15 protein-coding genes are annotated in these 16959 nt (G+C 72.5%); 7 read left to right on the top strand and 8 right to left on the bottom strand.

What is annotated here, in order from left to right; all coding sequences use genetic code 11:
* Positions 1-56: 56 nt before the first annotated feature.
* Positions 57-482 (bottom strand): DUF5319 domain-containing protein, encoded by a 426-nt coding sequence (locus CFP66_RS20870; protein WP_094926796.1) that lies wholly within the window; start codon positions 480-482, stop codon positions 57-59.
* Between the two features lie 167 nt (positions 483-649).
* Between CFP66_RS20870 and guaB the strand changes: the two genes are divergently transcribed.
* Positions 650-2158, top strand: coding sequence for an IMP dehydrogenase (gene guaB, locus CFP66_RS20875; RefSeq protein WP_094926797.1), 1509 nt, complete (start codon positions 650-652; stop codon positions 2156-2158).
* A 36-nt stretch (positions 2159-2194) separates the two neighbouring features.
* A complete protein-coding gene (locus CFP66_RS20880; protein WP_094926798.1) occupies positions 2195-3319 on the top strand; it encodes a GuaB3 family IMP dehydrogenase-related protein in 1125 nt (374 codons plus the stop codon).
* Between the two features lie 568 nt (positions 3320-3887).
* On the opposite strand, the gene CFP66_RS20885 is transcribed toward CFP66_RS20880, so the two are convergent.
* On the bottom strand, positions 3888-4766 hold the full coding sequence (locus CFP66_RS20885) for a DUF559 domain-containing protein (protein ID WP_143517323.1): 879 nt from the start codon (positions 4764-4766) through the stop codon (positions 3888-3890).
* Between the two features lie 96 nt (positions 4767-4862).
* On the opposite strand from CFP66_RS20885, the gene CFP66_RS47285 reads away from it, so the two are divergent.
* Complete coding sequence (locus CFP66_RS47285; protein ID WP_143517324.1) at positions 4863-5171, top strand: hypothetical protein; 309 nt, start codon at positions 4863-4865, stop codon at positions 5169-5171.
* A 107-nt stretch (positions 5172-5278) separates the two neighbouring features.
* Positions 5279-6829: a glutamine-hydrolyzing GMP synthase gene (guaA, locus tag CFP66_RS20890; RefSeq protein WP_094926800.1), complete on the top strand. Its 1551-nt coding sequence runs from the start codon at positions 5279-5281 to the stop codon at positions 6827-6829.
* Between the two features lie 119 nt (positions 6830-6948).
* Here guaA and CFP66_RS20895 read toward each other — a convergent pair whose 3' ends face one another.
* Positions 6949-7161: a hypothetical protein gene (locus CFP66_RS20895; RefSeq protein WP_094926801.1), complete on the bottom strand. Its 213-nt coding sequence runs from the start codon at positions 7159-7161 to the stop codon at positions 6949-6951.
* The gene (locus CFP66_RS47290; RefSeq protein WP_158228160.1) at positions 7154-8359 is read right to left on the bottom strand and encodes a PspC domain-containing protein; all 1206 of its coding nucleotides are present in this window, start codon (positions 8357-8359) and stop codon (positions 7154-7156) included. The genes CFP66_RS20895 and CFP66_RS47290 overlap by 8 nt, the downstream gene beginning before the upstream one ends.
* A 57-nt stretch (positions 8360-8416) precedes the next feature.
* On the opposite strand from CFP66_RS47290, the gene CFP66_RS20910 reads away from it, so the two are divergent.
* Together CFP66_RS20910 and CFP66_RS20915 are read left to right on the top strand one after the other, a co-directional pair.
* The gene (locus tag CFP66_RS20910) at positions 8417-9871 is read left to right on the top strand and encodes an ATP-binding protein (protein ID WP_094926803.1); all 1455 of its coding nucleotides are present in this window, start codon (positions 8417-8419) and stop codon (positions 9869-9871) included.
* A gap of 14 nt (positions 9872-9885) precedes the next feature.
* Positions 9886-10542, top strand: a complete 657-nt coding sequence (locus CFP66_RS20915) for a response regulator transcription factor (protein ID WP_094926845.1) — start codon at positions 9886-9888, stop codon at positions 10540-10542.
* 26 nt (positions 10543-10568) lie between these two features.
* Here the strand turns inward: CFP66_RS20915 and CFP66_RS20920 are convergent, their stop codons facing one another.
* From CFP66_RS20920 to CFP66_RS20930, 3 genes are all read right to left on the bottom strand, one after another.
* Positions 10569-11726, bottom strand: a complete 1158-nt coding sequence (locus CFP66_RS20920; protein WP_143517326.1) for a hypothetical protein — start codon at positions 11724-11726, stop codon at positions 10569-10571.
* Between the two features lie 395 nt (positions 11727-12121).
* Entirely contained in the window at positions 12122-12442 is a 321-nt protein-coding gene (locus CFP66_RS20925; protein ID WP_198961569.1) for a hypothetical protein, read from the bottom strand.
* 92 nt (positions 12443-12534) lie between these two features.
* Entirely contained in the window at positions 12535-12852 is a 318-nt protein-coding gene (locus CFP66_RS20930) for a chorismate mutase (protein WP_369805118.1), read from the bottom strand.
* 210 nt (positions 12853-13062) lie between these two features.
* Here CFP66_RS20930 and pcrA point away from each other — a divergent pair, with 210 nt between their 5' ends.
* Positions 13063-15393, top strand: coding sequence for a DNA helicase PcrA (gene pcrA / locus CFP66_RS20935; RefSeq protein WP_094926806.1), 2331 nt, complete (start codon positions 13063-13065; stop codon positions 15391-15393).
* A gap of 180 nt (positions 15394-15573) precedes the next feature.
* Here pcrA and CFP66_RS20940 read toward each other — a convergent pair whose 3' ends face one another.
* Positions 15574-16326: a M23 family metallopeptidase gene (locus CFP66_RS20940; protein WP_233159576.1), complete on the bottom strand. Its 753-nt coding sequence runs from the start codon at positions 16324-16326 to the stop codon at positions 15574-15576.
* Positions 16327-16959 lie beyond the last annotated feature (633 nt).

Raw genomic sequence — 16959 nt, forward strand, 5'->3', positions numbered from 1 at the left:
GCAGAACGGCCCCCGATCCGCGGATCGGGGGCCGTTTCGCGTCGTGGTGGGCGGCGTCAGGAGTCGGAGAGCACCGCGTCGGCGTAGCCGCGGCAGTACTCCCAGGTGACGTAGCTCGCGGGATCCGGGTCGAACGCCGGCTCGTGCGGGCGCATCTGGCCCTCGTCGAGCAGCTGCTGGAGGCTGGCGCGCAGGAGGCTCCACTCGTGGAAGTGCTGCTCGCCGCAGTCGCCGCAGTCGACGACGATGCCGCGCACTCCGCGTGCCTCCAGCAACGCCTGGTAGACGGCCAGGTCGGCGAGGTCGGCCACCACTTCGTCGCGCTCGGCCTCGCTCAACACGTCCTGGTCGACGATTTCGGGGCCGCCGTCGAGCGACAGCGCGGGGTCCTGCGGATCCCCGGCGAACGGGTCCGGCGGCAGCGCATCACGTGACACGAACCTCACGATACCCGCACGTGAGACCGGTCGGAGCGAGCGCATGGCGAGTCGGCACCGGATCGGTGTGGTGACGACCTCCCCCTCACCCCGCGGTCGCAGGCTCGCCCGCCGATACGATGGGTGAACGGGTCTCTGCAGCGGATCCGGTCGTGCAGGCGATCCGGGCGTGCGGGCAATCCGGGCGTGCGGGTAGAGACAGGATGGTGGCTATGACGACCGAGGCCGCAACGCAACTGCCCCCCAAGTTCGCGATGGTGGGCCTGACCTTCGACGACGTGCTCCTGCTCCCGGCGGAGTCCGACGTCGTGCCGAGCTCGGTGGACACGAGCACCCAGGTCACCCGCCGCGTGCGGCTGCGGGTGCCGATCGTGTCGTCGCCGATGGACACCGTCACCGAGTCGCGGATGGCGATCGCGATGGCGCGTGCGGGTGGTCTCGGTGTGCTGCACCGCAACCTCTCCCCGGAGGAGCAGGCCGCGCAGGCCGAGGTCGTCAAACGGTCCGAGGCCGGGATGGTCACCGACCCGGTCACGTGCTCCCCGGAGGACGACCTCGCGGACGTCGACGCGCTCTGCGCCAAGTTCCGCATCTCCGGCGTGCCGGTCACCGACGCGGGCGGGCACCTCGTCGGGATCATCACCAACCGCGACATGCGGTTCGAGATGGACCACTCCCGCCCCGTCCACGAGGTCATGACACCGACGCCGCTGATCACCGCGCGCGTCGGCGTCACCGCGGAGGCCGCACTCGGCCTGCTGCGCCGGCACAAGCTGGAGAAGCTGCCGATCATCGACGGTGACGGCATCCTGCGTGGGCTCATCACCATCAAGGACTTCAACAAGACCGAGAAGTACCCGCTCGCCACGAAGGACCCGGACGGACGCCTCGTCGTCGCGGCCGCGGTGGGCGTCGGCGACGACGGCTACGCGCGCGCGATGACGCTGGTCGACGCCGGCGTCGACGTGGTCATCGTCGACACCGCGCACGGGCACTCGCGCCGGGTGCTCGAGACCGTCGCGAAGCTGAAGGCCGAGGTGGGGCACAGCGTCGACGTCGTCGGCGGGAACGTCGCCACGCGGGCAGGGGCCGCGGCGCTCGTCGAGGCCGGGGCCGACGCGGTGAAGGTCGGTGTGGGCCCGGGATCGATCTGCACCACCCGCGTCGTGGCCGGCGTCGGTGCGCCGCAGATCACCGCCATCTACGAGGCGGCCCAGGCGTGCGCCGCCGCCGGCGTCCCGGTGATCGGTGACGGCGGGATCCAGTACTCCGGTGACGTCACCAAGGCGATCGTGGCGGGCGCGTCCACCGTCATGCTCGGGAGCCTGCTCGCGGGCACGGCGGAATCGCCCGGCGAGCTCATCCTGGTCGGCGGCAAGCAGTTCAAGACCTACCGCGGCATGGGCTCGCTCGGCGCGATGCGCTCGCGCGGCGACTCGAAGTCCTACTCCAAGGACCGCTACGCCCAGGACGACGTGCTCAGCGAGGACAAGCTCGTGCCCGAGGGCATCGAGGGCCGCATCCCGTTCCGCGGGCCGTTGTCGCAGGTCGTGCACCAGCTCGCGGGCGGTCTGCGCTCCGGGATGGGCTACGCCGGGGCGCAGACGATCGAGGAGCTGCAGCAGGCGCAGCTCGTGCGGATCACCGCCGCGGGGCTCAAGGAGAGCCACCCCCACGACATCACCATGACGGTGGAGGCGCCCAACTACTCGGCCCGTTAACAAGGGCCCCGGGCAGGCTCTCTACTGTGGTCACCCGTGCGTGACCTCGTGGAGATCGGGATGGGCCGAGAGGCCCGTCGCAGCTACGACCTGTCGCAGGTCGAGATCGTTCCGTCCCGGCGGACGCGGAGCTCGCAGGCGGTCTCGACCGCCTGGCAGCTCGACGCGTACCCGTTCGAGATCCCGCTCGTGACCCACCCCACCGACGCGATCGTGTCGCCGGCGAGTGCGGTGCGCATCGGGCAGCTCGGCGGTCTGCCGGTGCTCAACGCCGAAGGGCTGTGGGCGCGTCACGCCGACGCGGACGGCGCCCTGGAGCGCGTCCTGGACGCGGCCACCGACGACGACCCGTCCGCGGCCGTCCGGCTGCTGCAGGAGCTGCACTCGGCGCCGATCCAGCCCGACCTGCTCACCGAGGCGCTGAAGACCGTCCGCGACGCCGGTGTGACGGTGGCCGTGCGCGTGAGCCCGCAGCGCGCCCGGGAGCTCACCCCCGACCTGCTCGCCGGTGGCGTCGAGATCCTGTTCGTGCAGGGCACCATCATCTCGGCCGAGCACGTGTCCGACGGGGAGCCGCTGAACCTCAAGGAGTTCATCAACTCCCTCGACGTCCCGGTCGTGGCGGGGGGTTGCGGCGACTACCGCACCGCGATGCACCTGATGCGCACGGGCGCGGCCGGCGTGATCGTCGGGTACGGCGAGTCCTCGGCCACCACCACCGACGACGTGCTCGGCATCGGCGTGCCCATGGCCACCGCGATCGTCGACGCCGCCGCCGCCCGCCGCGACTACCTCGACGAGACGGGCGGCCGCTACGTCCACGTGCTCGCCGACGGCGGCATGGCCGGCTCGGGCGACATGGCCAAGGCCATCGCCTGCGGCGCCGACGCGGTGATGCTCGGCGAGCAGCTCGCCGAGGCGGCCGAGGCTCCGGGTCAGGGCCTGTACTGGACCTCCTCGGTGGCCCACCCGTCCCTGCCCCGCTCGGAGGTCACCGGATTCGCCCCCGGCGAGCGCAACCTGGAGACCGTCCTCTTCGGCCCGGCCACCAGCCCCTACGGCACGGTGAACCTCTTCGGCGCGCTGCGGCGGGCCATGGCCAAGACGGGCTACTCGGACCTGAAGGAGTTCCAGCGCGTGGGCCTGACGGTCCGCGGCTGATCGGCCGACCCAGAAGATCCTTCCGAGACGCACGACGCGGCGGTCGCGGCCGCCGTGGCGTGCGCCTCGGACCGATCACGGTGGTTGATCGGTTCGAGGCGTACGTGAGGGTGGTCGTCACCGCGCAGAGGTGCGGTTCGCATCGATCAACCGCCCGCCGCTGTGATCGTCGTGAGACGTACGGCGTGGCGGTCGCGGCAGCTGTGGTGCGCGGCTCGGACGGATCACGGCTGGTGATCACGGCGAGCCGTACGCGAGGGTGGTCGTCACCGCCCCGGGGTGCGGCTCGGATCGATCGGGTGGCGGGCCGATGCCGCCGCCTTGATCGTTGTGAGAGGCACGTCCGGGTGGCGGCCGCCGCGCTGGTGTACGGGTCGGATGGATCGAGCCGGTTGATGGTGTCGAGACATACGGCAGTGTCGTTGCGGCCGGGATGGTGTGCGGCTCGGACAGATCACGTGTGGTGACCGTGCCGAGCCGCACCTCAGCGTGGCGGTGGCAGCGCTGACGTGCGGCTCGCGTCGATCAGGGGTGCGGCTGGGGGTTGCCGGTGTGCGACTCGCGGCGATCAGGCCGCACCGAGCGCCTCCAGGGGCAGGCCGGCGGACGCCGCGGCCGCGACGAGGCGCGTGCGGACCCTGTCCGCAACCCAATCCGGTCGGCGGATGACGATGTACGCGCCGAACCGGATGACGACCCACCCGGCAGCCGTGAGGTACGCCTCGCGCTGCAGGTCGTGCAGCGCGCGGTCCGGGTCCAGGTGGTCGCCGCCGTTGTACTCGACGGCGATGCGCACGGCCGGGTAGGCGAGGTCGAGCTGGTACGGGCCGACCGGATGCTGCAGCTCCGGCTCCGGCAGTCCGCCGAACTCGAGGGCGAGACGGAGGCGTGTCTCCATCGGGGAGCCGGAGCGGCGGTCGGACAGCTCGACCACGCGGGGCAGCCGCCTGCTGCCCCGCCCTCCCAGGTGGCGGCGGGCCAGGAGCAGCACCTCGGCGGGGTCGAACCCGTGGACGTTGCTCAGCGCGTCGACGGCGATGACCGCCTCGAGGAGCGTGCCGCGACGGCCCAGGTCGTACGCCGTGCGCTGGGGCGTGGTGACCAGGACGCCGCCGACCTCCTCGATCTCGTCGGGCGGGAGCTCGTCCTGGCGGACCAGCAGCCCCGGGCGCGACCGCATGCGATGGGGCGCCACGACCTCCGCCGGCGCGCCGAGCGGCCCGCAGGACGCCGCGAGCAGCTCGGCCGCCGAGTACCCGCCGAGCGCGCCGCGGCCTGCGACGAGGAGGTAGGCGGCCCGGGAAAGCAGCTCGAGGTCGACCTCGGCGTCGGCGGGGGCGTAGATGTCGGGGAACAGGCGGCGGAAGCGCGGGCCGCGCAGCATCGCGTGGGTGAGCAGGCCGGCGGCGACGGCCTCGGAGCCGCGGAAGGGCTGGGTGAGGTTCATGGCCTGCATGGACGGCAGCGCGGCCGCCGCGGTTCCCGATCCGGCCGGAACGTTCGCACTCGCACACATGATCGTTCCGATTCGCGCACCATCGCTGTGGTTTCGGGCCCCGAGGTGGGGGTTGATCGGCTCGACCCGTACATCAATGCTGCCGCCACGAGACCGCTGGTTCGGCCGGGCACCGCGGCTGATCAGTCCGAGCCGCACACGTGCGCTGAAGCCGGCCCGTTGGTGTGCTTCTCGAACCGATCAACCGGCCATGATCCGTACGAGAAGCGCGCCAGCGTCGTGCTCGCGCAGTGGTGTGCTTCCCGGATCGATCGGCAGCCGGTGATCGGTGCGAGGCGCACGTCCGTGTCGTTCGGCGGCGGTGGTGTGCGGCTCGGTTCGATCATCGGGCGGTGATCGGTGCGAGGCGTACGTCGTGGTCCTCCGCACAGCGGTGGTGTGCTTCTCACCGCGATCTCGGGCGGGCGGCGGCCCGCGGCGGGAGCGGTGATTACCCTGGTGCGGTGCAGCCTCCCACCGTCCTCGTCGTCGACTACGGCGCGCAGTACGCCCAGCTGATCGCCCGCCGGGTGCGGGAGGCGCAGGTGTACTCGGAGATCGTGCCGGGTGACATGCCCGTGTCGGAGATCGTCGCGCGCAAGCCGGCGGCGCTGATCCTTTCCGGCGGACCGTCGAGCGTGTACGCGCCGGACGCGCCGAGCGTCGACCCCGAGCTGTTCCGGACCGGCATCCCGGTGCTGGGGCTGTGCTACGGGTTCCAGGCGATGGCGCGGGCGCTCGGGGGCGAGGTGGCCCCGGACGGCACGCGGGAGTACGGCCGCACCGAGCTGACGCTCTGCGGTGGCGGGAGCACGCTGCACGACGGGTTGCCCGCGCGGCACCCGGTGTGGATGAGCCACGGCGACTCGGTCGTGCAGGCGCCGGAGGGCTTCACGGTCACGGCGTCCTCGGAGCGCGCCGCTGTTGCGGCGTTCGAGGACCCGGTGCGGCGCCTCGCCGGGGTGCAGTACCACCCCGAGGTCGGGCACTCGCCGCACGGCCAGGAGGTGCTGCGCCGGTTCCTGCACGACGTCGCGGGCATCACACCCGGCTGGACCACGGCGTCGATCATCGACGACACGATCGACGCGGTGCGGGCGCAGGTGGGCGAGGGCCGCGCGATCTGCGGCCTGTCCGGCGGCGTGGATTCCGCCGTCGCCGCCGCGCTCGTGCAGCGGGCGATCGGCAACCAGCTGACGTGCGTCTTCGTCGACCACGGTCTGCTGCGCTCGGGCGAGCGCGAGCAGGTCGAACGCGACTTCGTGGCGGCGACCGGTGCGAAGCTGCACACCGTCGACGCCCGTGAACGCTTCCTCGGCGCGCTCGCCGGGATCACCGATCCCGAGGAGAAGCGTAAGGTCATCGGCCGCGAGTTCATCCGGGTGTTCGAGGCGGCCACCACCGAGGTCGCCGAGCAGGAACACGTCGGTTTCCTCGTCCAGGGCACCCTCTACCCGGACGTCGTCGAGTCCGGCGGCGGGTCGGGCACGGCCACGATCAAGAGCCACCACAACGTGGGTGGGCTGCCGGAGGACCTCGAGTTCGCCCTGGTCGAGCCGCTGCGGGCGCTGTTCAAGGACGAGGTGCGCCGGGTCGGCGCCGAGCTCGGCCTTCCCGAGACCATCGTGCACCGCCAGCCGTTCCCCGGTCCCGGCCTCGGGATCCGGATCATCGGGGAGATCACCGCCGAGCGGCTGGCCACCCTGCGCGACGCCGACGCGATCGTCCGCGAGGAGCTCACCTACGCCGGGCTGGACCGCGACATCTGGCAGTGCCCGGTCGTGCTGCTGGCCGACGTCCGCAGCGTGGGCGTGCAGGGTGACGGCCGCACGTACGGCCACCCGGTGGTGCTGCGGCCGGTGTCCAGCGAGGACGCGATGACGGCCGACTGGACCCGGCTGCCCTACGACCTGCTCGAGCGGATCTCCACGCGTATCACGAACGAGGTGGCCGAGGTCAACCGCGTCGTCCTGGACGTCACGAGCAAGCCGCCCGGCACCATCGAGTGGGAGTAACGGGACCGTCGGACGTGCGGGAGGGCGGCACCGGATCCCGGTGCCGCCCTCCCGGCCGCTCGCTCCCCAGCAGCGGCCCGTGACCGTGGCCGGTGCTCCCCAGCACCGGCCACGGTCGTCTAACGCCTGCGCCCCCGCAGGCTGCCGACCAGCAGGAGCAGCCCGACCGCGGCGGCCCCCGCCGCCAGCAGCCACCGGGCGTCGATGCCGGCGAGCGTCGGCACCTGGCCGACGAACGCGCTGGTGGCCATGCCCAGCGTGAGCACCCCCACGATCAGGGTGATCACGTCCGGCCCGCGCCTGCGGACCTCCTGACCCGTGCCGTCAGCCACGGCGCACCTCCACATCGCCCGCGCCCGCCTCGATCTCGAGGACGAGCGGCCTTCCGTTGCGGACCCCGTCGCTGCCGAGGTCGTCGATCACCTGCAGGTGCGCGTCGGGCCCCTCCTCGCTCCGCGGCCCGAAGGACAGGTCGCCCAGACCGAGCCTGCCGGTCAGGGTGAGGTCCGCGGTGTGGGGCACCTGGACCAGGACGTCGCCGGCGCCCAGCTCGACCCGCGTACGCACCGGGGAGGTGTTGCCGTCGGGCGGCACGCTCAGGTCCAGGTTGCGCAGGTCGAGGTCGATCTCACCGGCCGTGCGCTGGTAGCTCGGCTGCAGCGCGGCGACGGTGGTGGGCGCGGCGCTCAGCTCGCCCCAGCCGTCGCCCCGCCAGCGGTCCAGCGGCGCGGCGACGACCGCCCAGGTGAGGGCGGCGAGCACCAGGGCGAACGGGATGAGACCGCGCCCGGTCCGCAGGAAGGCCCCGACGACCAGCCCTGCGCCCAGCACGGAGAGCACGACCCCCAGCAGCACCCCCAGGTTCGCCGGTGTGAGCACGCCGGCCAACAGCATGATCACCGCGGTGGCGCTGCCCGCGATCAGCGCGAGGCCCAGCGTCACCGACGTGACCGGCAGCCGCCGCGGTGGCGGGGGCGCGGGTGCGGGCGACGGCTCGGGGAGATCCCAGGCGAACGGCGCCGCGCCGAGCGGGTCCCACGCGGGCGGGGAGGCCTGGTCCTTGACCAGCGAGGGGCCACCGGCCGTAGCCGGCGTCGCCACGGTGGGCGCCTCGGAGGCCGTGGCCCCGGTGCCGAGCTTGCCCCGGCTGCGGTGCAGCAGGTAGAGCAGGCCGGCCACGACGAGCAGCGGGAGCACCACGTCGGAGCCGTTGCCCCCGAACAGCGAGCCGACCGTGATGGCCGCGGCGATCGCGAAGCCGACCACGAGGAACTTGCTGAGCCGGGTACGGGCCGGTGCCGCAGAACCGGCGGGCTCGTCCGGCAGCAGTATCCAGCCCGCGATGTAGAGCGCCGCGCCGATCCCGGAGAACGCCGCCACCACGAACCCGACCCGCACCAGCACCGGGTCGAGGTCGTAGCGGCGCGCGATCCCCGCTGCCACCCCTGCCACCTGGCGGTCGCTCCGAGGCCGTGCGGGCCGCGTCTCCCACATCTCCCGCAGCGTGTCCTGGACGTCCGTCCGAGTCATGTCCCCACCTCCACTGCAACACAGCCTGCCCGCCGTGGCGCGCCCCGAGCATGGGGGATGGCCCCGAGAAGCCCCGGAGGTTTCCCCGATGTCCGCACTTCCCCCGCGTGTGACCATGGGTGTGTGATCGCAGCTCCTGCCACCGTCCCGCCGCCCGCGGTGTCGCCGTCGGGCACACCGCCGCTCGCGCGCAGGCGGGGCGGCCGGCTCGTGGCCGGCGTCGCGGGGGGCGTGGCCGACCACCTCGGCGTCAATGTCCTGTGGGTGCGCGCGGCGTTCGTCGTGCTGGCCGCGGTGAACGGGGCCGGAGTGATCGCCTACGGGCTGCTCTGGATCTTCGTGCGCCTGGAGCCCACGGAGGTCCCGCGCGCGCTCGGGCGCACCGAGCGCCAGCAGGCCCTCGGCCTCGCCGCGCTCGGCATCGGAGCGGGTCTCGCGGCGGCCGCGCTGGGCAACACGGTCGTCGGCTGGATCGTCGGTCCGCTCGGCGTGGCGGCGGTGGGCGCCGCGGTCGTCTGGCGGGAGGCCGACGAGTCGCAGCGCAGGCGCTGGACGGCCGGCGCGCGTTCGGGCGTCACCGGCGTCACGGGCACCGGCCGGGCGGCCCTGTGGCGGGTGCTCGCGGGCGCGCTCTTCGTCGCCACCGGGATCGGGGTGTTCCTGTTGGGCAACCTGGACCTCTCGCAAGTGCAGTTCGGGCTGCTGGCGGTGCTCGCCACGCTGCTCGGGGTCGGCGTGCTCACCATCCCCTGGTGGGTGCGCCTGATGCGCGAGCTGGGCGAGGAGCGCCGCGAGCGCATCGTCGAGACCGAGCGCGCCGAGATCGCCGCGCACCTGCACGACTCCGTGCTCCAGACGCTGGCGCTCATCCAGCGCCAGTCCGACCAGCCTCGCGAGGTGCTGAGGCTCGCGCGGGGCCAGGAGCGCGAGCTGCGCCACTGGTTGTACGGCCCCGCCGGGTACGGCCGCTCCGGGCGCGCGTCCGGCGACCCGGCGCTCGACGCGGGACTGGCCGACGCGATCACGAGCGCCGCGGCCGAGGTGGAGGACACCTACGCGATCGACGTGCGCCCGGTCGTGGTGGGCGACCGCCCGCTCGACGACGGGCTGCGCGCCCTCGTGCTCGCCGCCCGCGAGTCGATGGTCAACGCGGCCAAGCACGCGCAGGTGGGCGAGGTCAGCGTCTACACCGAGGTGGAGCCGGAAGAGGTGCACGTGTTCGTGCGGGACCGCGGCGTCGGCTTCGAGCCGGATGCGGTTCCCACCGACCGGCACGGCCTCGCCGACTCGGTGCACGGCAGGATGGACCGGCACGGCGGTTCCGTGCGGCTGCGCAGCACACCGGGAGAGGGCACCGAGGTGCACCTGACGATGCCGGTGGACGGGCGGGCGGCAGGTCCCGCCGAGCAGGACGAGCCCGAGCAACGGGCGCAGGAGGAAGCGAGCACCGGAGGAGCAGGGCGGCGCCGAGAAGGCCCGCGCGCACGCCGGAGCGAAGCGGAGGCGAAGTGAACAGCAGCGAGCCGATGGAAGCGCCGATCCGCGTCTTCCTCGTGGACGACCATGGGCTGTTCCGGTCCGGTGTGCGCGCCGAGCTGGACCGGCACGTCCCGGACGTCACGGTGGTGGGCGAGGCCGGGTCCGTCGACGAGGCGGTGGCCGCGATCCGGCACCTGCGCCCCGACGTCGTGCTGCTCGACGTCCACATGCCCGACGGGGGCGGCGCGGAAGTGCTGCGGCAGCTGCGGCCCGAGCTGCCCGACGTGGTGTTCCTGGCGCTGTCGGTGTCCGACGCCGCCGAGGACGTGATCGCGGTGATCCGCGCGGGCGCCCGCGGCTACGTCACGAAGACGATCTCCGGCCGGGAGCTGGCAGATGCGGTGCGGCGGGTGAAGTCGGGCGACCCGGTGTTCTCGCCGCGGCTGGCCGGCTTCGTGCTGGACGTGTTCTCCGACCGGCCCGGTGCCGCTCCGCCGGGGGACCCGGAGCTGGATCTGCTCACCCGCCGCGAGCGCGACGTGCTGCGCCTGCTCGCGCGCGGCTACGCGTACAAGGAGATCGCCGGGGAGCTGTTCATCTCCGTCAAGACGGTGGAGACGCACGTGTCGAGCGTTCTGCGCAAGACCCAGCTCTCGAACCGCTACGAGCTCTCGAGGTGGGCCTCCGACCGGCGCCTCGTGTGACCGGCTCCGGGCGGTGAGGGCGGGGCTCAGCCGAGCAGACCGCTCACGGTGTCGCCGACCGTGTCGACGAGCCCGCCGTCGTCACCGTCGTCACCGTCGTCGCCCTTGTCCCCGTCGCTGTCGTCATCGCTGCTGTCGCTCTTGTCATCGCTGCTGTCACCGCTGTCGTCGCTGCGATCGTCGTTGTCGCCGCTCGACTTCGTGTCGTCCTCCTGGGGAGCGGACGAGTCTTCATCGCCGGCGGAGAAGAGGCTGAAGGAGCGGGAGTCCTCGTCACCCTCGTCATCGCCGTCGTCGTTGCTGCCGTCGTCGTTGCTGCTGTCGTCGCTGCTGCGCTTCTTGTCGTCGCCGTCGTCGCTGCTGCTGAGACCGAGGGCCCCGGTGAGGCCGTTCACGGTGTCGGCGACCGTGCCGCCGAGCCCGCTGTCGTCGTCGCCCTCGTCCCCGGAATCGTCGGAGTTGCTGCTGGAGCGGCTTGTGTCCTCGGACCGGCGCTCGTCGTCACCGCCGGAGCTGTCGGACGTGCTCGCGCTCTTCGTGTCGGCGGCCTTGCCGTCGTCGGAGCTCGCACCGTCGGAGGTGGTGCGCCCGGTCTCGCCCGAGCCGTCCGACGCGGTGGCGGCGCTGTCCTCGCCGCCGGTGCCGCTCGCATCGCCGCCGGAGCCGGCGGCCGAGTCGGGTGCCTCGGTGCCCGACGCGCCCGCGAGAGCTGCCGGGAACGCGACCGGGACCCAGTTCGTGGGGGCCGCGGTGCCGGCGTCGAGCGGATCTGCCGTGGCGGCCTGGTCGATCGTGACGGTGGGGGGTGTGGCGGCGGGGTCCTGCTGGTCGAGCAGCCCCTGACCCGGGTACGAGCCCTCGTCCTCGGTGCTGCCGTTGCCGCCGGCCGGCACGTCGTTGCCGGTGGGCACCACGTCGGTGAGGATCGCGGCGCCGAACACCGAACCCACGGCGAGGAGCGCGCCGGCGGCGATCGCGCCGCGACGCACCATGGCGTGTCGGCCCGCGCGCTGCGCGTCGTCGGGGTCGGTGGCCTGCTGGTGCGGGCGCGGCTGGACGGGGCGGTCCACGGCGTGGGGAGCGCGGCCCTCGCGGCGCAGCAGGGAACCGACCGAGATCCCGGCGGTGGCGGGCTCCTCGACGTCGTCCTCGAAGGTGGGCGGGACGGGCGCATTGCGGCTCAACAGATCAGCGACGGTGAGCACCTCCGTCGCAGGTGCATCTGATCCACTTCGGGTCAGCAGCTGAGCCACAGCGAGACGTCCTCCCTTGGAGTGAACGGACGCTGGAATGTCTACCGGATGCCGATGTCGGGTACCAAGTGTCATTCATCCGCTCGTCGCGCGTCACCCGAACGGCCTATTTCCGCTCAGCGACCATTACCGACCGCTCGCCCGATTGCTGTGCCGCTCGTCGCGCGCCGTTGCCGCCCGTCGGCCGGAGCGCCCCGCTCGGCCCGACTTCCGCTGCGCCGAGTGGAAGCGCTTGCCGGTCGACTCCGGAATCGGTCCCGTGATCGTTTCGAGATCGGTTGCGGCGATTTTCCGCGGGATCGGCGAGCGGCGCGGCCCGCGGCGGCTCAGGGGAGGCTGCGGAACCGCGAACGCGTGGAGTCGAGCGCCTGCTTCGCGTAGATGCCGGCGCCACCACCGAGCAACAGGCCGACGATGTCGATCGGCACCGTGTCGCCGGAGGTGAGCAGCAGGCCCAGCAGGGCGACGCCCGCCGTGCCACCCGCGACCTTCCAACGGCTGTTGACGTAGTCGGTGGTGGTGCCACCGGAGAGCCCACGCTTCTTCGCCGCGTTGTTCAGCAGCGCCAGGTAGCCGACGTGCCCGAGCGCGACGATCAGGCCGACCAGGGCGATCACTGCTGCGACGATCCCGAACACCGCACCCATGCACCAAGAGTGCCACGAACACGGCTGTCCGCGCCGCTCACCGCCCGAGAAGTTCCGGGCACGCCTCCAGGCGGGTGCTGCCGCCGCGGAGCTCAGCGTCCCCCGAGGCGGCCGCGGCCCAGCCGCAGGAGCAGGAGCGCGAGGTCACGGCCCTCACTGCCGAGGTCGCGGAAACGGGCGAGCACGGCCATCTCCCGGCTGTAGACGATGCGCGGGCCTCCCGCGGCCATCCGCGCCTTGCCGATCGTCTGCGACACCTCGGTGCGGCGCTTGATCAGCCGCAGGATCTCCGCGTCCAGCCGGTCGATCTCTACGCGCAGCTCGGCGATGTCGGGTTCGGCGGCGGGCTCGGGAGCCGGCGACGCGGGCTCCGCGGCTGTCTTCCCGGTGGTCTTCTCGGTCACTGTCACGGTCTCCTCCTGGCGGTGCCCGGCCCGGCCCGTGACGCGCGAACGCCCCGGGTCCGATGGACTCCGGGGCGTGGTCGGGGCTGGGGCTGGTCAGCCTGTCACGGGAACCGGTGTCCGGTACCCGTAGAAAAATCGACGACTGATCAGCGGCACGCCAGCAGTGTGCCACATCGGAGGGCTGTCGGGGAGCGGCGGTAACCTTCGGGCACGATGAGTGCGTTGTTCGAACTGCCCACGGAGAACCCCGTCCACCCCCGCACCGAGCGCGGTGCGGCGCTGCTGGAGGGGCTCAACTCCCGCCAGCGCGAGGCGGTGGTCCACGCGGGCTCGCCGTTGCTGATCGTCGCCGGGGCGGGGTCGGGCAAGACGCGTGTGCTCACCCACCGCATCGCCTGGCTGCTCGCCGAGCGCGGCGTGCACCCGGGCGAGATTCTCTCGATCACCTTCACCAACAAGGCCGCCGCCGAGATGAAGGAGCGTGTCGACGCGCTGGTCGGGCGCCGTGGCAACGCGATGTGGGTGTCCACGTTCCACTCGATGTGCGTGCGCATCCTGCGGCGCGAGGCCAAGCACCTGGGGGTGCGCAGCGCGTTCTCGGTCTACGACGCCGACGACACGCGCCGGCTCGTCGGTCTGGTGGCTCGCGACCTGGAGCTCGACCCGAAGAAGTTCGCCGCCCGCGGCGTGGCCGCGCAGATCTCGAACCTCAAGAACGAACTGCTCTCGCCGGATGACGCCGCCGAGCGCGCGAGCAACGAGTACGAGCGCAAGGTCGCCGAGGTCTACGGCGTCTACCAGGCGCGCCTGCGCACCGCCAACGCGTTCGACTTCGACGACCTGATCATGGAGACGGTGGCGCTGCTGCAGCGGCTGCCGGCGGTGGCGGAGTACTACCGGCGCCGGTTCCGCCACGTGCTCGTCGACGAGTACCAGGACACCAACCACGCCCAGTACGTGCTGGTGCGCGAGTTGGTGGCCCCGGCCGCCGACGGTGTGGCGCCGGGCGAGCTGTGCGTGGTGGGCGACTCGGACCAGTCGATCTACGCCTTCCGCGGCGCGAACATCCGCAACATCATCGAGTTCGAGCAGGACTTCCCGGACGCGCGCACCATCATGCTGGAGCAGAACTACCGCTCCACGCAGCGCATCCTCACGGCGGCCAACGCGGTCATCGCGCGCAACCCGGACCGCCGCGACAAGCGCCTGTGGTCCGAGCAGGGCGACGGCGCGAAGGTGGTCGGCTACGTCGCCGACAACGAGCACGACGAGGCCGCGTTCGTGGCGCAGGAGATCGACCGGCTCGTCGATTCCGGCGAGGTCCGCAACTCCGACGTGGCCGTCTTCTACCGCACCAACTCGCAGTCCCGCGTCTTCGAGGACGTGTTCATGCGCGTCGGGCTGCCGTACAAGGTCGTCGGCGGCGTGCGGTTCTACGAGCGCAAGGAGGTGCGCGACGCGATCGCGTACCTGCGGCTGCTGTCCAACCCGGAGGACACGGTCAGCCTGCGCCGCATCCTCAACGTCCCCAAGCGGGGCATCGGCGAGCGGGCCGAGGAGATCGTCGCCGCCTACGCCGACCGGGAGCGCATCTCGTTCGCCGCAGGGCTGCGGACCGCGGCCGAGCAGCCGGAGCGGATCTCCGGGCTGGCCACCCGCTCCCAGCGTTGCATCGCCGCGTTCGTCCGGCTGCTCGACGAGCTCGACGAGCTGGTGGCGCGCGGGGAGGAGACCGCGGAGATCCTCGAGGCCGTCTACGCGCGCACCGGCTACACCGCCGAGCTGGAGGCGAGCGACGACCCGCAGGACGGCTCGCGGCGGGAGAACCTCGCGGAGCTCGTCACCGTGGCGCGCGAGTTCGCGGGTGATGCCGCGGTGGCCGACCTGGACGACTCCGACGTCGAGGTGGGCGCGCCCGCGCCCGGCTCCTTGGCGGCGTTCCTGGAACGGGTGGCCCTGGTCGCCGACGCCGACTCGATCCCGGACAACGACGAAGGCATGGTCACGCTGATGACCCTGCACACCGCGAAGGGTCTGGAGTTCCCGATCGTCTTCCTCACCGGCTGGGAGGACGGCGTGTTCCCGCACATGCGGGCCATGGGCGATCCGGCCGAGCTGGCCGAGGAGCGGCGCCTGGCCTACGTCGGCATCACGCGGGCGCAGCAGCGGCTCTACCTCACCCGGGCGATGATCCGCTCGTCGTTCGGACAGCCCAACGCCAACCCGGCGTCGCGCTTCCTCGCCGAGGTGCCCGACGACCTGGTCGACTGGCGGCGCGCGGAGCCGGAGCGTTCGGCGCCGGTCGGGCGGTTCGGGTTCGGCAAGCGCCCGGGGGCCACCGACCGCGGCTCCTGGAACGTGCCGAAGGCAGCGATGAAGGCCAGCATCTCGCTCGACGTGGGCGACCGGGTCAACCACGACAAGTACGGTCTGGGCACGGTGGTGGAGTCCGACAAGTCCACCCAACGGGTGCTGATCGACTTCGGCAGCGCGGGCACGGTCCGGCTGATGCTCATCGGCGGCGTACCCCTGCAGAAGCTGTAGGGCCGGCACACCGTCGGCCCGGGGCGCGCGGTGTGAGCCGCACACCAGGGTTTCTCGGGATCAACGCACACCGCGCCCCGACTCGGTAGTCGTGCCCACTCGACCACCTTCGGCGCGGGAGGTCGGGCTCGGCGCCGGACCCACTGCGAGTGAGCGCCCGGACAGCCTGCGAGCCGGGATTCAGTAGTCGAGGCCCCGCTTGCGCATCCAGGTCAGTGGGTTGATCTTGGATCCGTCGGCGGTCCAGATCTCCAGGTGCAGGTGGGGTCCGGTGGAGTGGCCGCGGTTGCCGATCTCGGCGATCTCCTCGCCCGCCTCCACCTCGTCCCCGACGTCCACGAACATGCGGTTGACGTGGCCGTACACGCTCTGCGTCCCGTCGGAGTGGCGCAGCACCACCCACAGGCCGAACCCGGTGGCAGGCCCCGCCTCCTCCACGACACCGTCGGTGAGGGCGTAGATCGGGGTGCCGATCGGCCCGGCGACGTCGATGCCCTGGTGCGAGGTGCCCCATCGGCTGCCGAACACCGAGGTGAGGTTCCCGTCTGCGGGGCGCACGTAGGTGGTGTCGCCGTACAGGTTCGCCTGGGAGGCGCCGTGGGACAGCGCGGACTCGATGAGCGCCGCCTGCCGGGTGAGCTCGCGCCCGATGTCGACGGCCTTCGCGAGGCTCTGGACGTCCACCTGTTCCGACGCGTCGAGGGTGTCGCGGACCTCGAGCGAGAGCGGATCGGGCAGGAGTTGGTCGCCACCGATGGCTCCGCCGAATGCGGCTGCCGGGTCGGCCTGTGCCGCCCCGCCCTCCGCGTCGGTGGACTGGGCGACCGGGACGAGCGCGCTGACCGTCCGGACCGGCTCCTCGGTGAACGTCGTGGCCACGGTCTGGCCGCCCGCCACCACCGCCCCTGCGGCGACAGCGGCCATGGTGGCCATGCCGCGCAGCGACGCCGCGGGGGGCGCCGGGAGACGATGAACGCCCGGGACGTCGACGACGCGCAGGGGCGTCGTGGGTCCCGAATCGTCTGCCTGGGCGCCGCTGGGGGAGCGGTGGCGCGCCAAGACCTGCCCTTCTCGACTGACCGGATGTCCGTGCTCCGGTCCGTGGCGGCGCGGGCTGGGGATCCCTGATGACGATCGGGGTCGTCACCGCCGCCGTGATCGGGCTGTGACACGGACTCGAGAACGGTAGCGAGGTGGGTCTGGGACGAGCAACTCCTCGCGCCGTGTACCGGTGTTGTCGACGCTGCGTCAGGATGGGCATGGCGAAGCGGCGCCGATGGGTGCGGAGTGACCCGTCAGTAGCTGTCGGCCTGGTCACAACGGTCGAGCGCATCCGGGCGTTCGGTCCATCGTGGCGGGGAGCCGGGGCTCGGCACGCTGGTCGCCCGGAGGTGTCGAGTGACCGACGTCACGTATTAGAAGGTCGTCGACGTCGGTGCCGCAGCAGGATCGCCGAGCAGGACGGCCACCGGGTGACTGCGATCACCCGGGCAGGTCAGGGCGGGTGCGGCCGACGTCGCTAGGGTCGCTGCGGCAGCGGACGTGGCGGGCTCCAGGCCCGCATCG

It is taken from the genome of Pseudonocardia sp. MH-G8, assembly GCF_002262885.1.
Lineage (GTDB): Bacteria > Actinomycetota > Actinomycetes > Mycobacteriales > Pseudonocardiaceae > Pseudonocardia.

Bases quoted from the DNA above. Each gene is read 5' to 3' on its own strand.
- pcrA (WP_094926806.1), top strand. From the start codon at position 13,063: ATGAGTGCGTTGTTCGAACTGCCCACGGAGAACCCCGTCCACCCCCGC.
- CFP66_RS20910 (WP_094926803.1), top strand. From the start codon at position 8,417: ATGGCCCCGAGAAGCCCCGGAGGTTTCCCCGATGTCCGCACTTCCCCC.
- CFP66_RS20925 (WP_198961569.1), bottom strand. From the start codon at position 12,442: ATGGGTGCGGTGTTCGGGATCGTCGCAGCAGTGATCGCCCTGGTCGGC.
- guaB (WP_094926797.1), top strand. From the start codon at position 650: ATGACGACCGAGGCCGCAACGCAACTGCCCCCCAAGTTCGCGATGGTG.
- CFP66_RS20915 (WP_094926845.1), top strand. From the start codon at position 9,886: ATGGAAGCGCCGATCCGCGTCTTCCTCGTGGACGACCATGGGCTGTTC.
- CFP66_RS20870 (WP_094926796.1), bottom strand. From the start codon at position 482: ATGCGCTCGCTCCGACCGGTCTCACGTGCGGGTATCGTGAGGTTCGTG.
- CFP66_RS47290 (WP_158228160.1), bottom strand. From the start codon at position 8,359: ATGACTCGGACGGACGTCCAGGACACGCTGCGGGAGATGTGGGAGACG.
- CFP66_RS20885 (WP_143517323.1), bottom strand. From the start codon at position 4,766: ATGAACCTCACCCAGCCCTTCCGCGGCTCCGAGGCCGTCGCCGCCGGC.
- CFP66_RS20940 (WP_233159576.1), bottom strand. From the start codon at position 16,326: ATGGCCACCATGGCCGCTGTCGCCGCAGGGGCGGTGGTGGCGGGCGGC.